The organism is Methylobacterium sp. E-041, assembly GCF_022829665.1.
Lineage (GTDB): Bacteria > Pseudomonadota > Alphaproteobacteria > Rhizobiales > Beijerinckiaceae > Methylobacterium.
Window position 1 is genome coordinate 12721 of the sequence record NZ_JAKSYQ010000039.1, and the last position, 17597, is coordinate 30317.

At 73.1% G+C, this 17597-nt stretch carries 16 protein-coding genes; 8 read left to right on the top strand and 8 right to left on the bottom strand.

Annotated elements, in window-relative coordinates:
- Nucleotides 1–99 precede the first annotated feature (99 nt).
- Entirely contained in the window at nucleotides 100–984 is an 885-nt protein-coding gene (locus MKK70_RS02515) for an alpha/beta fold hydrolase (protein WP_243945673.1), read from the top strand.
- Between the two features lie 225 nt (nucleotides 985–1209).
- On the opposite strand, the gene MKK70_RS02520 is transcribed toward MKK70_RS02515, so the two are convergent.
- The 6 genes from MKK70_RS02520 to MKK70_RS02545 form a co-directional block, all read right to left on the bottom strand.
- The gene (locus tag MKK70_RS02520) at nucleotides 1210–3291 is read right to left on the bottom strand and encodes a hypothetical protein (protein WP_243945675.1); all 2082 of its coding nucleotides are present in this window, start codon (nucleotides 3289–3291) and stop codon (nucleotides 1210–1212) included.
- 205 nt (nucleotides 3292–3496) lie between these two features.
- Nucleotides 3497–6322, bottom strand: coding sequence for a DUF4159 domain-containing protein (locus tag MKK70_RS02525; RefSeq protein WP_243945677.1), 2826 nt, complete (start codon nucleotides 6320–6322; stop codon nucleotides 3497–3499).
- A 9-nt stretch (nucleotides 6323–6331) separates the two neighbouring features.
- Complete coding sequence (locus MKK70_RS02530) at nucleotides 6332–7246, bottom strand: DUF58 domain-containing protein (protein ID WP_243936189.1); 915 nt, start codon at nucleotides 7244–7246, stop codon at nucleotides 6332–6334.
- A gap of 3 nt (nucleotides 7247–7249) precedes the next feature.
- Complete coding sequence (locus MKK70_RS02535) at nucleotides 7250–8251, bottom strand: AAA family ATPase (RefSeq protein WP_147728534.1); 1002 nt, start codon at nucleotides 8249–8251, stop codon at nucleotides 7250–7252.
- Between the two features lie 144 nt (nucleotides 8252–8395).
- Nucleotides 8396–8752 carry a membrane protein insertion efficiency factor YidD gene (gene yidD / locus MKK70_RS02540; RefSeq protein ID WP_147728535.1) on the bottom strand — a complete coding sequence of 119 codons (357 nt, stop codon included), beginning with the start codon at nucleotides 8750–8752 and terminating at the stop codon, nucleotides 8396–8398.
- Between the two features lie 4 nt (nucleotides 8753–8756).
- On the bottom strand, nucleotides 8757–9203 hold the full coding sequence (locus tag MKK70_RS02545; protein ID WP_147842289.1) for an iron-sulfur cluster assembly scaffold protein: 447 nt from the start codon (nucleotides 9201–9203) through the stop codon (nucleotides 8757–8759).
- Between the two features lie 258 nt (nucleotides 9204–9461).
- On the opposite strand from MKK70_RS02545, the gene folE reads away from it, so the two are divergent.
- From folE to MKK70_RS02565, 4 genes are all read left to right on the top strand, one after another.
- Nucleotides 9462–10316: a GTP cyclohydrolase I FolE gene (folE, locus tag MKK70_RS02550; RefSeq protein WP_147842278.1), complete on the top strand. Its 855-nt coding sequence runs from the start codon at nucleotides 9462–9464 to the stop codon at nucleotides 10314–10316.
- A 32-nt stretch (nucleotides 10317–10348) separates the two neighbouring features.
- Complete coding sequence (hisI, locus tag MKK70_RS02555; RefSeq protein WP_147728538.1) at nucleotides 10349–10759, top strand: phosphoribosyl-AMP cyclohydrolase; 411 nt, start codon at nucleotides 10349–10351, stop codon at nucleotides 10757–10759.
- Nucleotides 10756–11748, top strand: a complete 993-nt coding sequence (locus MKK70_RS02560) for a patatin-like phospholipase family protein (RefSeq protein WP_243945679.1) — start codon at nucleotides 10756–10758, stop codon at nucleotides 11746–11748. The genes hisI and MKK70_RS02560 overlap by 4 nt, the downstream gene beginning before the upstream one ends.
- Before the next feature lie 87 nt (nucleotides 11749–11835).
- Complete coding sequence (locus tag MKK70_RS02565) at nucleotides 11836–13407, top strand: alkaline phosphatase D family protein (protein WP_243945681.1); 1572 nt, start codon at nucleotides 11836–11838, stop codon at nucleotides 13405–13407.
- An 18-nt stretch (nucleotides 13408–13425) separates the two neighbouring features.
- On the opposite strand, the gene MKK70_RS02570 is transcribed toward MKK70_RS02565, so the two are convergent.
- Nucleotides 13426–13857 carry a CBS domain-containing protein gene (locus tag MKK70_RS02570; protein ID WP_147728267.1) on the bottom strand — a complete coding sequence of 144 codons (432 nt, stop codon included), beginning with the start codon at nucleotides 13855–13857 and terminating at the stop codon, nucleotides 13426–13428.
- Nucleotides 13858–14087: 230 nt separating this feature from the next.
- Nucleotides 14088–14909 (bottom strand): rhomboid family intramembrane serine protease, encoded by an 822-nt coding sequence (locus MKK70_RS02575; RefSeq protein ID WP_147728268.1) that lies wholly within the window; start codon nucleotides 14907–14909, stop codon nucleotides 14088–14090.
- Between the two features lie 470 nt (nucleotides 14910–15379).
- Here MKK70_RS02575 and MKK70_RS02580 point away from each other — a divergent pair, with 470 nt between their 5' ends.
- The 3 genes from MKK70_RS02580 to MKK70_RS02590 all read left to right on the top strand — a co-directional run.
- Nucleotides 15380–16030, top strand: a complete 651-nt coding sequence (locus tag MKK70_RS02580; RefSeq protein WP_147728269.1) for a PAS domain-containing protein — start codon at nucleotides 15380–15382, stop codon at nucleotides 16028–16030.
- A gap of 91 nt (nucleotides 16031–16121) precedes the next feature.
- Nucleotides 16122–16748 carry a PilZ domain-containing protein gene (locus MKK70_RS02585; protein WP_147728270.1) on the top strand — a complete coding sequence of 209 codons (627 nt, stop codon included), beginning with the start codon at nucleotides 16122–16124 and terminating at the stop codon, nucleotides 16746–16748.
- Between the two features lie 402 nt (nucleotides 16749–17150).
- A partial coding sequence (locus MKK70_RS02590) for a transglutaminase-like cysteine peptidase (protein WP_243945683.1) occupies nucleotides 17151–17597 on the top strand: 447 nt, incomplete at its 3' end.

Consider the following 17597-nt stretch of genomic DNA (forward strand, 5'->3'; position numbering starts at 1 on the left):
CACCGCCACGCCAACCCGGCGCGTCCGCGCACGCCCTGCCGGCCCGGCGACAACCCGACGGCCTCCGGCGCGTTGGAGCCGATCAGGACAGGAACACCGATGCCGAGCATCCGCCACGACACCATCCCGCTGAACGGCCTCGACATGCACGTTGCCAGGCTCGGCAGCGGCCCGCCGCTGCTGCTGCTTCACGGCTGGCCGGAATTCTGGCTGACCTGGGAGCCGGTGATGGCGCGGCTGTCGGACCGCTTCACCTGCATCGCGCCGGACCTGCGCGGCTTCGGCGCGACCGGGAAGCCCGATGCGGCGCCGAACGACGGGGTCGGCGTCAAGGTCCACGCGCAGGACATCCTCGCCCTCCTCGACGCGCTCGGCGTCGCCCGCGTCGGCGTGGTCTCGCACGACGTCGGCGCCTACGTCGCGCAGGGGCTCGGGCACATGGCGCCGGAGCGGCTGCGGAAGCTGTTCTTCTTCGACTGCCCCTACGGCGGCATCGGCCCGCGCCTCGGCGCGCCCGAGAAGCTGCGCGAGATCTGGTACCAGTCCTTCCACCTGATGCCCTACGCGGCCGATCTCGTCGGCTCTTCGCGGGAGGCCTGCCGGACCTATATCGGCGGCATCCTGCGGCACTGGTCCGGCCCGAACCCGCACGCCTTCGACGACGTGCTCGACGCCTTCGTCGACAACTTCCTCGCGCCCGGCAACCTGCAGGGCGGGTTCGACTGGTATCTCAGCCAGAACGAAGGGCGGCTCGCGATGATCCGCGGCGAGGCGCCCGCGCCGAAGCCCGTCGCGGTCCCGACCTGCATCCGCTGGGGCGATTCCTCGCCGCTCTTCCCCTACGCCTGGACCGACCGCCTGCCGGACTATTTTTCTAACCTCGACCTCGCGCCGTTCCCCGGCGCGGCGCACTTCCCGCATCGGGAGAAGCCCGACGCGGCAGCAGCCGAGATCGCGCGGTTCTTTTCGGATCTGCGCGGCTGAGCGGCTGCTGAGGTGATCCTCGGCGCGAGCAGGAGTGAAGCCACCGCCTCTTCCCTCCCCCTCTGCGGGGGAGGGTGGCCCGCGAAGCGGGTCGGGAGAGGGGAGCGCGTTGTCCGGAGAGGTCGCTCCCCTCTTCCGACCCTCGCTGACGCGAGGCCCACCCTCCCCCGCAGAGGGGGGAGGGAAACGCGCTGATGCTTCGATATCAACGCGAGAACTCGTCGTTTACGCCGCCCGCCCGCGCCGGCCTTCCACCAGCCACATCGCCAGCACGGCCGCGGCCAGCAGCGCCAGGGCCGCCAGCCCGAGCGCCAGGGGATACACCTCGACGCCGCGGATCACCGCGCTGTCGCTCGGGCGGAAGCCGATCCAGTCGGCGCCGGAGAGGCGGCCGCCGCGCACGCTCTGGAGGCGGGGCACCGCGACGGCCCCCGACGCGTCCGCCACCCGGCGGATCGAGCCGCCGGAGGCGTCGGCCACCGGCTTCAGGCGCTCGGTATCGCTGAACACGTCGGCGAGCTCGCGCGGGTTCGGCGGGCCGACGCTGACGAAGGCGGCCAGCGTGCCCGAGCGCAGGGTGTGCAGGCCGAGCTCGGCCGCCTCGAAGGTCGCGCCGAACAGTCCCGGCTCCGAGGGCTTCAGGGTCAGGGTGCTCACCTTGCCGGTCGGGCTCGTGACGGTGACCGGATCGGTCGCCTCCGCCATGGTCTGGCGCTCGACGCGGACCTCGCGGCCGCGCCCGGTCATCTGCGCGCGCAGCGCTTCCTCCTCGAGCGCCGGCTCCTTCATCAGCCAGTGCGCGAGGCGGCGCAGCAGGTCGAGATAGGGGCCGCCGTCCTGGTAGCCGCGCGCCCAGAGCCAGGCGTGATCGGACAGCATCAAGGCGACGCGGCCCTTCTCCTCGCGCGAGAGCGCGAGCAGCGGCAGGTTCTCGGCGCCCGACAGAAGCGGCTGGTTGCCGGCCCGCGGCTGCGCCGCGACGATGCGGAGCCAGTCGCCCCAGGCCGGCGGCGTGGCGTCGCCCCCGGGCAGCGCCCGCGTCACCGGATGGCGGTTGCCGGTGGCCGTCGCCGTCGGCTTGTAGGGCTGCTCGACGACCCGCCCGTTCGGGTCGCCCGGCAGGATGCCGGCGAGCCGGGTGCGCGCGAGGCTCGCCGGGCCGGCGAATTCCGGGCCCGCCGCGATCAGCAGCGCGCCGCCCTCGCGGACGTAGCGGGTGATGTTGTCGAAGTAGGCCGAGGGCAGCACGCTCTGGTTGGCGTAGCGATCGAAGATGATCAGGTCGAAGTCCTTGATCTTCTGAACGAACAGCTCGCGCGTCGGGAAGGCGATCAGCGACAGCTCGGAGATCGGCGTGCCGTCCTGCTTTTCCGGCGGGCGCAGGATGGTGAAGTGCACCAGGTCGACGTTGGCGTCGGACTTCAGCAGGTTGCGCCAGGTGCGCTCGCCCTGGTGCGGCTCGCCGGAGACCAGCAGCACGCGCAGCTTCTCGCGGATCCCCTCGATCGGCAGCACGGCGCGGTTGTTGACCGTGGTCAGCTCGCCCGGCAACGGCTCGACCTCGATCTCGACGACGTTCGGGCCGCCGTGCTCGATCTTGACGGTGAGGTCGAAGGGCTTGTCCGTCGGCACGGTGCGCCGCCCGATCTCCTCGCCGTCGCGGCGCAGGGCCACGACGGCCGAGCCGGTGCCGCCGCGCTCCATCACCTCGGCCCGGATCGTCAGGTCCTTGCCGACGATGCCGAAGCGCGGCGCCTCCAGCAGCTTGATCTGCCGGTCGCGCTCGTCCGGGTGGCCGGTGACGAGCACGTGCAGCGGCGCCTTGATGCCGAGCGCGGCGAGCGAGGCCGGGATGTCGTGGACCACGCCGTCGGTGAGCATGACGACGCCGGCCAGCCGCTCCGGCGGCACGTCGGCGAGCGCCTGCCCGAGCGCGGTGAACAGCTTGGTGCCGTCGTCGCCGGCGGCGTCCGGCACGTCGATGAAGCGCGGCTCGATGTTGGCCAGCGCGCCGAAGCGGCGCTGCAGCTCGGCCCGGACATGGTCGGTCACCGCCGGCCGATCGCCGAGCGCCTGCGACCCGGACCGGTCGACGATCACCGCGGCGATGTCCTTCACCGGCTCGCGATCCTCGCGCACCAGCGCGGGGTTGGCCAAGGCCGCGAGCACCAGGCCGAGCGCCAGCGCCCGGAGGATCGCCGTGCGGCCGCCCGCCAGGAAGGCGAGGACCGCGAACAGCACCACGACGACGGCGAGCACCGCGAGCACCGGCCAGGGCAGCAGCGGCGTGAAGCTGAGGCTCAGCATGGGGTGAGAGCCTTGTGTCCTGGGCGCGCGCACCGCGCATGCTCCCTCCCCCCTCTGCGGGGGAGGGTGGGCCTTGCGTCAGCGAGGGTCGGGAGAGGGAAGCGCCGTATCCGGCACCGTCGCTCCCCTATCCCCCCCTGCTCCGCAGGGTACCCTCCCCCGCCGAGGGGGGAGGGAGAAGAGCTGGCCTGAACGCGAAGAGATCTCACTGTCCCAGCCGCTCCAGCAGGGCCGGCACGTGGACCTGGTCCGCCTTGTAGTTGCCGGTCAGCGTGTACATCACGATGTTGACGCCGCCGCGGAACGCCATCTCGCGCTGGCGCTGGTCGCCGCCGACCACCGGGTAGAGCGGGTCGCCGCGGCGGTCGATCGCCCAGGCGGCGGCGAGGTCGTTGCCGGTGATGACGATCGGGCTGACGCCGTCCCCGGCCCGCGCCGGGCGGCGCTCGGTGCCCTCGGCGGCCGGCGGCAGCGCCTCGACCCAGGTCTGGCCGGTGGCATAGCGCCCGGGAAAGCTGTCGACGAGGTAGAACGCCTTCGTCAGCACGTGGTCGGACGGCACCGGCTCAAGCTCCGGGATCTCCAGCGTCGCCAGCATCTTGCGCAGGTAGGCGGCCTCCGGCGTCGGTGGCCCACCGGCCCGCGCCGTCAGCGCGTCTCGGGTGTCGAACAGGACGGTGCCGCCGTTGCGCATGAACGCATCGACCCGCCGGATCGTCGCTTCCGAGGGCTGGGGCCGGCCCGACGCGATCGGCCAGTAGATCAGCGGATAGAACGCCAGCTCGTCCTTGGCCGGGTCGAGGCCGGCGGGCTCTCCCGGCTCCAGGGCGGTCCGCGAGGCCAGCATCTGAGTCAGGCCGGTGAGACCGGCTCGGCTCGCCTCGTCGACCGCCGCGTCGCCTGTGACCACGTAGGCGAGCCGCGTGACCAGCGCCGACTCGATGCCGTTCGGGCGGTTCGCCGGCGGCTCCTCCGCCCGCGCCGGCGGCGCGCCGAGGCCGCCGAGCATGAGCACGCCCGCCATCGCGAGCATCGCCGCGCGGCCGCGCAGGCGGCCGACCAGTCCGCCTGAGCCGCGGTTGAGGAAACCGCCGAGCCAGAGCCCGGCCAGCGTGTCGAGCACCAGAAGCAGCAGCGCCAGCGTGAACAGGCTCGGGCGCAGGTCCAGGGTCTCGGCGCCGGCGAGCGTCCCGGTGCGGGCGCCGTTCAGCGGCGCGAGGTCGAGCGCCCTGAGGCGGTCTTCGGTCCGCAGGGCGTTCACCGCGGTGCCGCCGTCGGCGGGACCGTAGAAGCCCGGGGGGTGCTCCGGCGAGGCGCGGTCGGCGTAGTCGGCCGGCACCGCGGTGGCCGAGGCCGGCGGGGTGCCGAGCGCGCCGAAGCCGTCGAGCGCCAGCCGCGGGGCGAGGATCGCCGCGGCCGGGCGCGGGCCGCCCTCGGCGGGGGCGGCCGAGGAACCTGCCAGCGCCACCACCCGGCGCAGCATGTCGATGAACAGGCCCGACAGCGGCAGGTTCGACCACGTCGTGTCGGCGGTGACGTGGAACAGCACCACGAGCCCCTGCCCGCGATGCTCGGCGGTGACGATCGGCGTTCCGTCCTGCAACGAGGCCCAGGTGCGGCCGGGCAGGTCGCCGTCGGGCTCGGCCAGGATCTGGCGGCGCACGCCGATGTCGGCAGGCGGCGCCAGGCCCGCGAACGGGCTCTCGGGCGCGAACGGCGCCAGCGTCTTCGGGCTGTCCCACGAGAGGGTGCCGCCGAGCGTCCGCCCGCCGCGGCGCAGGCGCACCGGCACCAGCGGATCGCTGCCGGCGGCGAGCCGCGGACCGGCGAAGCGCAGCAGGAGGCCGCCATTCTCGACGAACGTCTGCACGCGGGCCGCGGTGCGGTCGTCCATGGCGCCGACGTCTGCGAGCACCAGCACCGTCACCTGGTTGTCGAGCAGCTGCCCGACCTGGTCGGCGATGCCCTTGGCGCCGCGCGCCTCCTGAACGTCGGCGAAGGGCTGCAGCGCGCGGGAGAGATAGTAGGTCGGCGCCAGCAGCGGCTGCGCCTGGTCGTTGGTGCCGCCGAAGACGAGGCCGACGCGGCGGCGCTTGCCGCGCTCGTCCACCAGCGTGACGGCGCCGGCCGAGCGCTCGCCCGCGATCTCGATGCGGCTGACGCCGTTGCGCAGCTCGATCGGCATGTCGAAGGCGATTTCGGTGTCGGTGGCGTCGGGTGCGAGGGCGAAGTCGTGCTCGGCGAGCGGCAGGCCCTTCGGGTCGAGCGCCCGCACCAGGCCGGCGTCGCGGCCGTTGGCGGCGGCGCGCAGCACCCGGGCCGTGAGCTTGCCCCCGGTCTCGGACGCGGTCAGCGCCAGGGCCGGCGGCGTCTCGGCGCGCAGAATCGTCAGGGCGGCGCCCGACGACGCGACGAGCTCGGCGAGACGGCCGGGGAAGCCGGCGGGCTCGATGCCGGCGACGCCGTCGCTGATCCAGACGATGCCCGCGCCGGCATTGCGCTCGAGGAAGCCGGCCAGGACCTGGAGATGCGCGTCCCGGTCGGCCAGGTGCGGGCGCGGCGCCAGCGCGCGCAGCCGTTCCAGGCTGGCCGCGGGCGTCCGCGCCTCGATCGCGGCGGCTGCGTCCGCCAGCCCGACCACGGCGACGGGGCGGCCGTCGCGGGCGGCGCCCTCGACGGCATCGGTCGCGACCCGCATCCGGTCGCGCCAGTCGTGGGCGGCGGAGACGCCGTTGTCGACCATCACCAGCAGCGCCTTGCGTCCGCCGCCGGCGCCGACGCCGCTCGGGTTCCAGACCGGGCCGGAGACGGCGAGGATCAGGGCGGCGGCGGCGAGCACGCGCAGGATCAGCAGCCAGGGCGGCGTCCGCGCCGGCGTCTGGCGCTGCGCAGCCAAGTCGGCGACGAGCTTGAGCGGCGGGAAATCGATCCGGCGGGGGCGCGGCGGCGTCACCCGCAGCAGCAGCCACAGGGCGGGCAGGCCGATCAGCGCGGCGAGCGCGAAGGGGGCGGCGAAGGTCAATCCGAGCACGACGCCCTCCTAGCCCGTGCCGCGGGCGGCGGCGACCAGGGTCGCGAGGCGAAGCGCCGCCTCGCTCGCGGGGCGGTCGGTGCGGTGCAGGGTCAGCGTCCAGCCGATGCCGCGGGCGATCTCGGACAGGCCGGCCCTGTGCGCCCGGATGCGCCCGCGATAGGCGTCGCCCCAGGCGGCGGCGTCGCCGACGTCGAGCGAGAACCCGGATTCGAGGTCGTGCAGCACCGCTTGTCCCGCGAACGGAAACGTCTCCTCGATCGGGTCGGCGACGACGACGAGGTGGCCGCGGCTGCCGCGGCCGGCGATTTCCTGGACGGCCGCGGCGACGCGGTCGAGGGGGGTGAGGAAGTCGCTGATCAGGATCACCTCGTCGAAGCGGGCGGGGGCCGCGCGGGGCGGAAGGTCCTGGGTCAGGCCGGGCACGTCCGCGACGAGCGCCTGCGCCATCGCCTCCACGATCTTCCGCGATGCGGTCGCGCGGGTGAGGCCCAGCAGCCCGACCCGCTCGCCGCCGTCGACGAAGGCGTCGGCGAGCGCCAGCCCGAGGACGAGCGCGCGCTCGACTTTCGCGGCCTGCGCGAGATCGGACGCGAAGCCCATCGAGGCGGAGCGGTCGATCCAGATCCAGATGTTGTGGGCGGCCTCCCACTCGCGCTCGCGCACGTAGAGCCGGTCGTCGCGGGCCGAGCGGCGCCAGTCGATCCGCGCCGCCGCCTCGCCGTTCACGAAGGGCCGGAACTGCCAGAAGCTCTCGCCGGGCCCGGCGCGGCGACGGCCGTGCAGCCCGTGCGCCAGCATCGACGAGACGCGGCGGGCTTCCAGCACGAGCCGCGGCATGCGGTCGGAGAGCGCCACCGCGCCCTCGTTCTCCCGCCGGCCCGGGACGCGCGGGATCGCTTCGAGGGCGCGGGCGGCCGCCACGCGCTAGAGCTTCTCGGCGAGCTTGGCGATCAGCCCCTCGACGGTATCGCCGTCGGCGCGCGCGGCGTAGCTCAGCGCCATGCGGTGCTTCAGGACCGGCTCGGCCAAAGCCTTCACGTCGGCGATCGAGGGGGCGACGCGGCCCTCGATCAGCGCGCGGGCACGCGCCGCCAGGGTCAGGGCCTGGCTGGCGCGGGGGCCCGGCCCCCACATCAGCTTGCCCTTCACCAGCGGATCGCCGCTGTCGGGGCGGGCCGAGCGGACGAGGTCGAGGATCGCGTCGACCACCGCCTCGCCAACCGGCAGGCGGCGCACGAGGCGCTGCGCGGTCAGCAGCGCGTCGGTCGACATCACCGCCTTGGCGCCCTGGTCGGCGATGCCGGTCGTCTCGATCAGGATGCGGCGCTCGGCGGCGCGGTCGGGATAGCCGACGTCGATCTCCAGGAGGAACCGGTCGAGCTGCGCCTCGGGCAGCGGATAGGTGCCCTCCTGCTCGATCGGGTTCTGGGTGGCCAGCACGTGGAACGGCCGCGGCAGGTCGTGGCGCTCGCCGGCCACCGAGACGAAGTTCTCCTGCATCGCCTGCAGCAGCGCCGACTGCGTGCGCGGGCTCGCCCGGTTGATCTCGTCGGCCATCAGGAGCTGGGTGAAGACCGGGCCCTTGACGAAGCGGAACGACCTGCGCCGGTCGGCATCCTCGTCCAGGATCTCGGTGCCGAGGATGTCGGACGGCATCAGGTCGGGCGTGAACTGCACCCGGCGGGCGTCGAGGCCGAGCACCGTGCCCAGCGTCTCGACGAGCTTGGTCTTGGCCAGGCCCGGCAGCCCGACGAGGAGGCCGTGGCCGCCGGCCAGGATCGTGACGAGGGCGAGGTCGACGACCTTCTCCTGCCCGAAGATCACCCCGTGGATCGCCTCCCGCGCTTGGCCCACGGAAGCGAGGCAGCTTTCGGCGGTGGCGACGATGCCGTCGTCGAGGGAGGTGGCGGACGAGCCCTGACTCATGCCGATGGGGTTTCCGTCTCGATTGTCGGGCCTTGCGGCCGGGGGCGACGCTGGCGTCGTTCTGGGCTCGGAGTGTGCGGCGGTTCGTGACCGGCTGGCAAGGCCGGCATCGCCGCAGGTTCGCCGGGCGCGGCCCGCGGCGCTTCAGCCGCGGTCTGGTGCCGCCACCCGGGCCAGTCCGTCCGAGGCCTCGACCGCATCGCAGGAAAACGGGTTTTCCGGCGCGTTCACCCCGCGCCAGCGCGCGTAGCGCCAGGGCAGGAACCAGCGCGCCCGCGGAGGCAACGCGTCGGGCACGAGGTCGATGCCGTGGGTGCCGAAGGGCCCGCAGCGGCAGATCCGCGAAAACCCCATCCAGGCGCCGGGCCAGAGCCCGTGCCGGGCGATCGCCGCGTCGGCGTAGTCCGAGCAGCTCGGCCAGTGCCGGCACTGACGGCCGACGAGGCCCGACAGCGTGAGCTGGTAGCCGCGGATCGCGACGTGGGCGGCCCGCCGCAGCATCGCGTCAGGCGGCGGCTTGCTTGCCGGCCTCGATCCGGTCGAGGGCGTCCACCACCGCGTCGAAGGTCAGCAGAGTCGAGGCGTGGCGCGCCTTGAACTCGCGCACCGGCTCCAGCACGGAGAGGTCGGCCCACCGGCCTTCCGGAGCCGGGCCGTTCGCCTTCAGCATCGCGCGCATGGTCTCGCGCACCGCCCGGAGCTCGCCGGGGCTGGAGCCGACCACGTGCCGCCCCATCAGCGAGGACGAGGCCTGGCCGAGCGCGCAGGCCTTCACGTCGTGGGCGAAATCGGCCACCGTCCCGTCGGGGCCGAGCACGAGGTCGACGGTCACCGTCGAGCCGCAGAGCCTCGAATGCGCCGTCGCGCTGGCGTCCGGCGCGGGAAGCCGGCCGAGCCGCGGGATGTCGGCGGCGAGTTCGAGGATGCGCCGGTTGTAGATGTCGTCGAGCATGGGCGCCTGCCGATCCTTGTCCTCGGTTTCGATCGTCGCGCGGTCGATCCGTGCGATCGCCGCGCTTCGTCCCCGGACGGTCCGGGCCTGCCCCGCGCGCCGTGCATTGCGCGATCGTGCAAGAACGACGATATAGGCCGCGTGACGCCGTTTCGCGAGGAGGCGGCTCGTCGACCAGGGTCGCGCCCACGGCCACGGACACCGTAACAACCGGGGCGCCGGCCCGGAGCCTTCCGGGCTCCGAGACGGTTCGACCGCATGTATGCCAAGCCGGACAGTACCACGATGAAGGCCCGTGTGGCGCGGGCTGGAGATGCCATGGATGCCGCGCTCAAATCCCTGTCCTACGGCGCCAGCCGGCCCGTTCCCGAGGCCGAGCCGAGCTTGAGCGTCATGCGCAACGACAACGATCGCGTGGTGGCGAGCCTCGCCGAGCGCCGTGCCGAGACGGCCGCGCTGGAGGTTGCGGAGGACGCCACGAAGGACATTGCCAGAAAGCCCGCATCCGCGACGCGCGTGCCCGAGGGCATCGCGCTGGCGCGCCCGAGCCGCGAGGAGGCCGAGGCCGCCGTGCGCACGCTCCTGCGCTGGGCCGGCGACGACCCGAACCGCGAGGGGCTGCTCGACACCCCGGCCCGCGTGGTCAAGGCCTACGGCCAGCTCTTCGGCGGCTACGACGTCGACGCCGACGCCCTGCTCGAGCGGGTGTTCGAGGAGGTCGAGGGCTATTCCGACATCGTGCTGGTGCGCGACATCCCGTTCTACTCCCATTGCGAGCACCACATGGTGCCGTTCATGGGGCTGGCGCACATCGCCTACTATCCGACCAAGGGCGTCGTCGGCCTGTCGAAGCTCGCCCGCGTCGTCGACACCTTCGCCCGCCGCCTGCAGACGCAGGAGACGATGACAGCGCAGATCGCCGACGTGATCGAGAGCATCCTCAAGCCCCGCGGCGTCGCCGTCCTGGTCGAGGCCGAGCATCTCTGCATGGCGATGCGCGGCGTGCAGAAGGCCGGCGTCTCGACCATCACCACCCAGTTCCGCGGCGCCTTCCGCGAGGATGCCAGCGAGCAGGTGCGGTTCCTGACGCTGGTCCGCGGCGGGAAGGCGTAAGGTTCAGGCGCTCCGCGCGGAGATGGTCGTCCATGGTCCCGTTCGATCCGCCCGGTAGCCGTGCCGAGGTCGAGGAAGGCACGGCCTTCACCCCGCGCTTCGACCGCGACGGGCTCGTGGCCTGCATCGCCGTCGACGCGCAGGACGGCCGCGTGCTGATGCTGGCGCACATGAACGCCGAATCCCTGCAGCGCACGCTGGAGACCGGCGAGGCCTGGTACTGGTCGCGCTCGCGCCGCGAGCTCTGGCACAAGGGCGCGACCTCGGGGCAGATCCAGCGCGTCGTCGAGATGCGCACCGATTGCGACCAGGACGCGCTGCTGATCACCGTCGCGGTCGGCGGCGACGGCGGCTGCTGCCACACCGGGCGCCGGGCGTGCTTCTACCGCGGCGTCACCCTCGATCCCGACGGCCGCGCGGTTCTGCATCCCGCCGGCGCATGAGCGGCGCGCACGCCCTGCTGCGGCACGCCACACCCGCCGCGATCGCCCCCGGAACCGTCGAGCCGACCCGTGACGCGGCGCCCTGGGAACCGCGGATCGGGCTGGCGCTCGGCGGCGGTGCGGCGCGGGGCTGGGCGCATATCGGCGTAATCCGCGCCCTCGACGAGGCCGGCATCCATCCGGCGGTCGTCGCCGGCTGCTCGATCGGCGCCGTGGTCGGCGGCTGCTTCGCGGCGGGCAAGCTCGACGCGCTGGCCGAGTTCGCGCTCTCCCTCACCCGCCGCCGGGTGCTCGGCCTTCTCGACCCGCGCCTGTCGGGCTCCGGCCTGATCGGCGGCGACCGCCTGCGCCGGCGGCTGGTGCGCGACCTCGGCGACCGCCTCGTCGACGACCTGCCCGTGGGTTTCGCCTCGGTCGCCACCGAGCTCGGCACCGGGCATGAGGTCTGGCTCACCCGCGGGTCGCTGATCGAAGCCTTGCGCGCCTCCTACGCCCTGCCCGGGCTGTTCGCGCCGGTGGAGCGCGACGGGCGCCTGCTGATGGACGGGACGCTGGTCAACCCGGTGCCGGTGACGTTGGCCCGCGCGATGGGCGCCGACCTCGTCATCGGCGTGAACCTCGCCTGCGATCCGCGGCTGCGGGGCGGCGTGATCGAGCCCGAGGCGGTCGATCCGGTCGAGCAGGTCGTCACCGCCGTCGGCGCACGCCGCTGGAACCTGCTCGCCGGCCTGCGCAACCGCCGGGTCGCGCCGTCCGGGCCCGGCATCGGCCGGGTGATGTTCGATGCGTTCAACATCACGCAGGACCGCATCTCCCGCGCGCGCCTCGAGCGGGACCCGCCCGATTGCGCGATCGGGCCCGATCTCGCCGCCATGGGCCAGTTCGAGTTCCACCGGGCGGCCGAGGGGATCGCCGCCGGCCATGCGGCGACGCGGGCCGCCCTGCCCCGCATCCGGGCGATGGTACAGGCCGCGGCCGCGCGGGCCTGATACGTCACGCGACTGTCGTGTCGGCCTGCGATGCGGCCTCACGTCGGGGATCGGCACAGTGCCCGCCCGCCGCGAGGAGCCGACCCGATGGTGTCCAGCCGCCGCCAACTCCTGCTGACCGGCGGGGCCGGGCTCGTCGGGCTCGCCTCCGGCCTCGCCAGGCCGGGCCTCAGCCGCGCCGCCGACCGGCCGATCCTCACCCACGGGCTGCAATCGGGCGACGTCGGCTCCGACTCCGCGATCGTCTGGGCGCGTGCCGACCGGCCGTGCCGCGCGATCGTCGAATGGTCCACCACCGAGAGCTTTTCCGAGATCCGCGGCGGCACCGTCGCCGACGCGCTGCCGGAAACCGACGGCACCGTGAAGGTCGCGCTCACCGATCTGCCGCCGGGACAGGACATCCTCTACCGGATCCGTCTGGAAGACCTGGCCGCCCCGACGATCCGCGGGCCGGCCCAGGTCGGCCGTTTCCGCACTGCGCCGGCCGACCGTCGCTCGGTCTCGTTCTGCTGGTCCGGCGACACGGCGGGCCAGGGCTGGGGCATCGACGAGGCCGGCGGCGGCATGACGATCTACAAAGCGATGTTGGGCAACCGCCCGGACTTCTTCCTGCATTCTGGCGACACGATCTACGCAGACGGGCCGATCGCAGCCGAGGTGATGCTGCCGGACGGCACCCTCTGGCGCAACCGCGTCACCGAGGCGGTGGCGAAGCCGGCCGAGACGCTCGCCGAGTTCCGCGGCCGCTACAAGTACAACCTGACGGACGCGAACGTGCTGGCGATGAACGCGGCCGTGCCGATCCTGGCGCAGTGGGACGACCACGAGGTCACCAACAACTGGTGGCCCGGCGAGCCGCTGACCCGCGCCGAGCACCTCAGGAAGAAGTACGCCGACCCGAACGTGCGGGCCCTCGAGGTGCGGGCGTCCCGCGCCTTCCACGAATACATGCCGATGCGCTTCGAGCCGGCCGAGCCGGGCCGCGTCTACCGCAAGATCGCCTACGGCCCCCTCGTCGACGTGTTCATGCTCGACATGCGCTCGTATCGCGGGCCGAACGGCGAGAACCGCGAGACCCGCTACGGTCCGGACGCGTACTTCCTCGGGCCGGTGCAGCTCGCCTGGCTCAAGCGGGCGCTGGCGGAGTCGCGCGCCACCTGGAAGGTGATCGCCGCCGACATGCCGCTGGGGCTCGTCGTCACCTACGATCCCGAGCGGAGCTTCGGGTCGGAGGCGGTGGCGCAGGGCGACGGGCCGCCGCTCGGGCGCGAGCTCGAGATCGCCGACCTGCTGCGGTTCATCAAGACGGCGAACATCCGCAACACGGTGTGGCTCACGGCCGACGTGCACTACACGGCGGCGCACCATTACGATCCGAACAAGGCCCGCTTCCAGGAGTTCGAGCCGTTCTGGGAGTTCGTCTCCGGCCCGCTGCACGCGGGCACGTTCGGCCCGAACAAGCTCGACGACACGTTCGGGCCGCAGCTGCGCTTCGTGAAGGCGCCGCCGGAGGGACAGGCGAACCTGTCGCCGGCGGCGGGCTACCAGTTCTTCGGCCACGTCGCCGTCGACGGGCGGACGGAGCAGATGACGGTGACGCTGAAGGACGCGGCCGATGCCGACCTCTGGCACGTCACCCTCGACCCCGCCCGGGGATGAGCGCGGCCCGATCCGGCCTCAGGCCATCGTGATGTAGTCGCGCATCGCCTGATGCTCGGCCTCGACCGCCGCGATCCGGCGCTTGACCACGTCGCCGATGGAGATGAGGCCGACCAGGCGGCCGTCCTCGCAGACCGGGACGTGGCGGAAGCGCCCGTCGGTCATCAGCTGCATCACGTCCTCCACCGTCGTGGCGCGCTTGCAGGTGACGACCTCGGCGGTCATGTGCGCGGAGACCGGCGCATCGAAGGCGCCGCCGCCGAGCTTGGCCAGCGCCCGCATGATGTCGCGCTCGGAGATAATGCCAGCGACCGACCCGTCGCCGTGGGTGACCACGAGGGCGCCGATCCGCTTCTCGGCCAGCAGGTGGATCGCCTCGTCGAGGGTCCGCTCGGGGGTGATGGTGACGATGTCCCCGCCCTTCTCGGCGAGGATGCGTGCGATGGTCATGAAGATCCCTCCCAGGAGGTGAAGCCGCGCGCGCCGTCAGCCACGGTGCGCGCCGACCGCGACGTGCCCGGGTTGATCCCGGATCGCGCCTGCGCTCCGCGCGAGTGTGTGGCGGATGCCGCGTCATGGCAAGGCCGGGCACGACCGTCTCGGGGGTCCGTTCGCTACGCCAATGCTGATCTCGCCGGCCGAGACCGGCAGCGAAACAGTCGTGCCCGCCCGCACCGGGACTATTGCGCGACCGGTTCCCGCGGATCGACGAACGGAAACATCAGGAAGCCGACGACGAAGCCGCCCAGATGCGCGTCCCACGCGACGGCGGCGCTCTCGGCGCCGAGCGGCAGGCTGATCAGGCCGAACAGCAGGTTCGTCGCCATCCAGATCACCAGGAAGGTCACCGCGGTGCGGTTGCGCAGGAGCTCCGGCACCGTCTCGACCGGCCGCCGGGGCGGCAGCTGCCAGGGCTGGGTGCCGTAGCCCGGCAGCGGCGGCTGGAACACGAAGCGGGCGGCGGCCGCCATCAGCGCCGACACGCCGGCCGAGGCGCCGATCAGCGGTGCGGTGCTCAGCGGGTCGATCGCCACGTGCAGCGCGCCGCCGGCGACCGTCCCGGCGAGCCCGATCAGGCCGTAGCGCCAGGCACCGCAGCGCCGCGCCACCGGCGAGCCGAAGGCGGCGAGCCAGACGGTGTTGAAGATCACGTGCATCCACGAGCCGTGCAGCAGGCCGTAGGTCGCGAAGCTCCACAGGTACGGGCCGGGATCGGTCAGCACGTAGCGGGCGAAGGCCTCGCGCGCGGCCGCGAACTGGGCGTCGCCGACCTCGCTCGCCGCCCGCATCACCGCGTCGGCCTGGGCCGGGTCGAGCCACGTCGTCCAGCGGGACGGCACCAGCGCGAGGTCGAGGACCAGGCGGATGTCCCAGCTGTCAGGCAGCAGGATCTCGCGGACCGCGTGGATCGCGAGCAGGAGGCCGATCGAGACGGTGACCACGCCCGGCATGTTGAAGACGGGCACGCGGCCCTGGCGCGGCAGATCGGGCGAGGCATCCATGGCGCCACATGTCGGCGCGGCGGCCCGCGGGGCAAGGGCCTGCGGCGACGGCGGCGGCCGGAATGCCGGTCGGCGAACAAAAAAAGGGAGGTGGCCCGGTGATGGACCCCCTCCCTGAAGCGAAGGATCCCCGAGCCCGCATCGGGTTCGGGCGCCGTCCGGACCAGGAGACGGCGGGGCGCCGAGCGCCCGATCCCTCCGTGCCCCTCGCAAAGGCGACCCGGAGGCGTGGCCGGCGCGGGGCGAACCCGAGCCGTCACGCTGTCGTGATCACTGTCATGCGGCGGCGCGCGTCACGCAACGTCAACCTCTTCGTAACCTTAACGAAGGGTTGCGCGAGCTTGGCCGCGGCCGGGGGCATAGGCTGTGCGCCGTGGGTCTCGAACTGCCGCCGGATGCATCGCGCCTGATCGCAGGTGTTCCGAAGCGGCACCCATCGTCACGCCGCCGTGCATCGTTCCGGGACACTCATGAAGCATCCGACGAGCCGCATGCTCCACAGCTACTGGGATCGGATCCGCGGCCAGCGCTGTGCGCCGGAGCGCGCCGAGATCGAGCCGGGAGAGATCCGCCACCTGTTGGCCGACAGCCTGATCCTCGAGATCGACATGCCGCACCGGACCGCGACCCTCCGGCTCGCCGGCACCCGGGTCTGCGCCCTGTTCGGGCGGGAGCTGCGCGCCTCGCACCTGTCCGATCTCTGGGGCACGGCGCCCGCCGACCCCTGGCGGATGGTCGAGATCGTGGCGCACGACGCGCTCGGCGTCGTCGCGGGGCTGCGCGGCACCAACAGCGCCGGCGAGGCGATCGACCTCGAGTTCCTGCTCCTGCCGCTGCGCCACCGCGGGCGCACCCAGGCGCGGGCGCTCGGCACCCTGAGCCCGGTGAGCCCGCCGGCCTGGCTCGGCCTGCGGCCGCTCGTCCGCCTCGACACGCTCTCGCTCCGGGTGCTGAACCGGCCCGAGGCCGGGCTGTTTCGGGGTGATTCGGCCGACGGCGATGCCGGCCTCGCGATCCTCGCCTCGGAGGCCGGCTCGTTCGGTGCCCTCCCCCCGCCGGCCAACGACGGCAGCCCCTTCCGTCGCGGCCATCTCCTGGTCCACCGCGGCGGCCGAATCTGACCTGAGATTGCGTCATCCGAAAAAAAGGGTTTCGTAACGAGACCGCGTTAGGTTTTGAGTCCGATCACCAACGGATCAAGCCGGCTTCGGAATGAACACGGCGCAGACACCAGTGGGAACGACCACGTTGCGCCTCGCGCAGGCCTCCGATCTGCGCCGCCACCAGCGCGTGCCGGTGGCGCTGCTCGGTCGCTACATGCTGTCGGATCGCCGCGAATACCCGTGCCAGACCGTCGACATGTCGCCCGGCGGGGTCCGTCTGACCTGCGCGGTCGTGGGCGAGCTCGGCGAGCGCGTGGTGCTGTACCTCGAGCATATCGGCCGGATCGAGGGCGTCATCGCCCGGCATCCCCCGGGTGGATTCGCCGTGCAGCTTTCGGCGACGCCGCGCAAGCGCGACAAGATCGCCTCGCAGCTCACCTGGCTCGCCAACCGCGAGATCCTCGGCCTGCCGGAAGGCCGAACCCACGAGCGCGTCGTGCCCAAGCAGCCGGCGGTGATCGTGCGTCTGGAGAGCGGGCGCGAGATCAAGGCGCGGGTCATCGACATCTCGATGTCCGGCGTGGCCCTGGCCAGCCTGAACGTTCCCCCGCTCGGCGCGACCGTCACGATCGGCAGCACGCCGGGGAAGCTCGTGCGCTACTTCGAGGGCGGGTTCGGCGTCCAGTTCATGCTGCCGCTCTCCCCCGATCGCTTCCACGACGGCATGACGCTGTAGACGCCGCGCTCCCGAGACCTCGGACAGCCGCCATCGCAGGCGACCGGCGCGCGCGTCGCGTCGCGTGATCGGCCGATCCCGAGCGATGCCGTCATCGCAGGCGCGCCGCTGACCCGACCCGACACCGGCCAGCGCTGCGAGGGGCCGACTCACGCCCGCGGCGTTCGCTCCGATTCGCCATCGGCGTGCGGCTGCGACATCGGGCGGTCGCGATCCGGCGGCACAAGGTTTCCCGATCCTCAACGCGATGCCGACAATCCGCGGCGTCGCCACAGCGTCCGGTTCGGGCTGTTGCGAGCCGGTCCGGTCGCACCGGGGAATCGATAAAATTGCGCGGATCGGCTTCAGCGCCGCGGAGGGCGAGCGGCCCCATCCTGCCTCCATCGACGGAGGGTTGTGGCGATGGGCCGGGTGTTCAGCAGCAAGGGGACGGTGATCCGGGCGCTCGGCCTCGGGCTGTTCGCGCTTCTCGCCCCCGCCGTCGCCCCGGTCGCGGCGCAGACCCTGGCCTCGCTGCCCGCCCCCACCATCGCCGCCGCGCCGGTCGGCGCCGCCAAGCCGATCCTCGCCTGGGTCGCCTTCTGCCAGGGCTACCCGGCCGAGTGCGCGGTCGACCCCGCCGAGCCCGCCCGCATCGCCATGACGCCGGCGATCTGGAGCACGATCCAGGCCGTCAACCGCCGGGTCAACGCTACGGTGACGCCGGTGACCGACATGGACCACCTCGGCGTTCCCGACCATTGGGACCTGGCCGAGGACGGCTCGGGCGATTGCGAGGACTTTCAGCTGCTCAAGCGCAGCCTGCTGGCCAAGGCCGGCCTGCCGCGCCGCGCCATGCGGATGACCGTG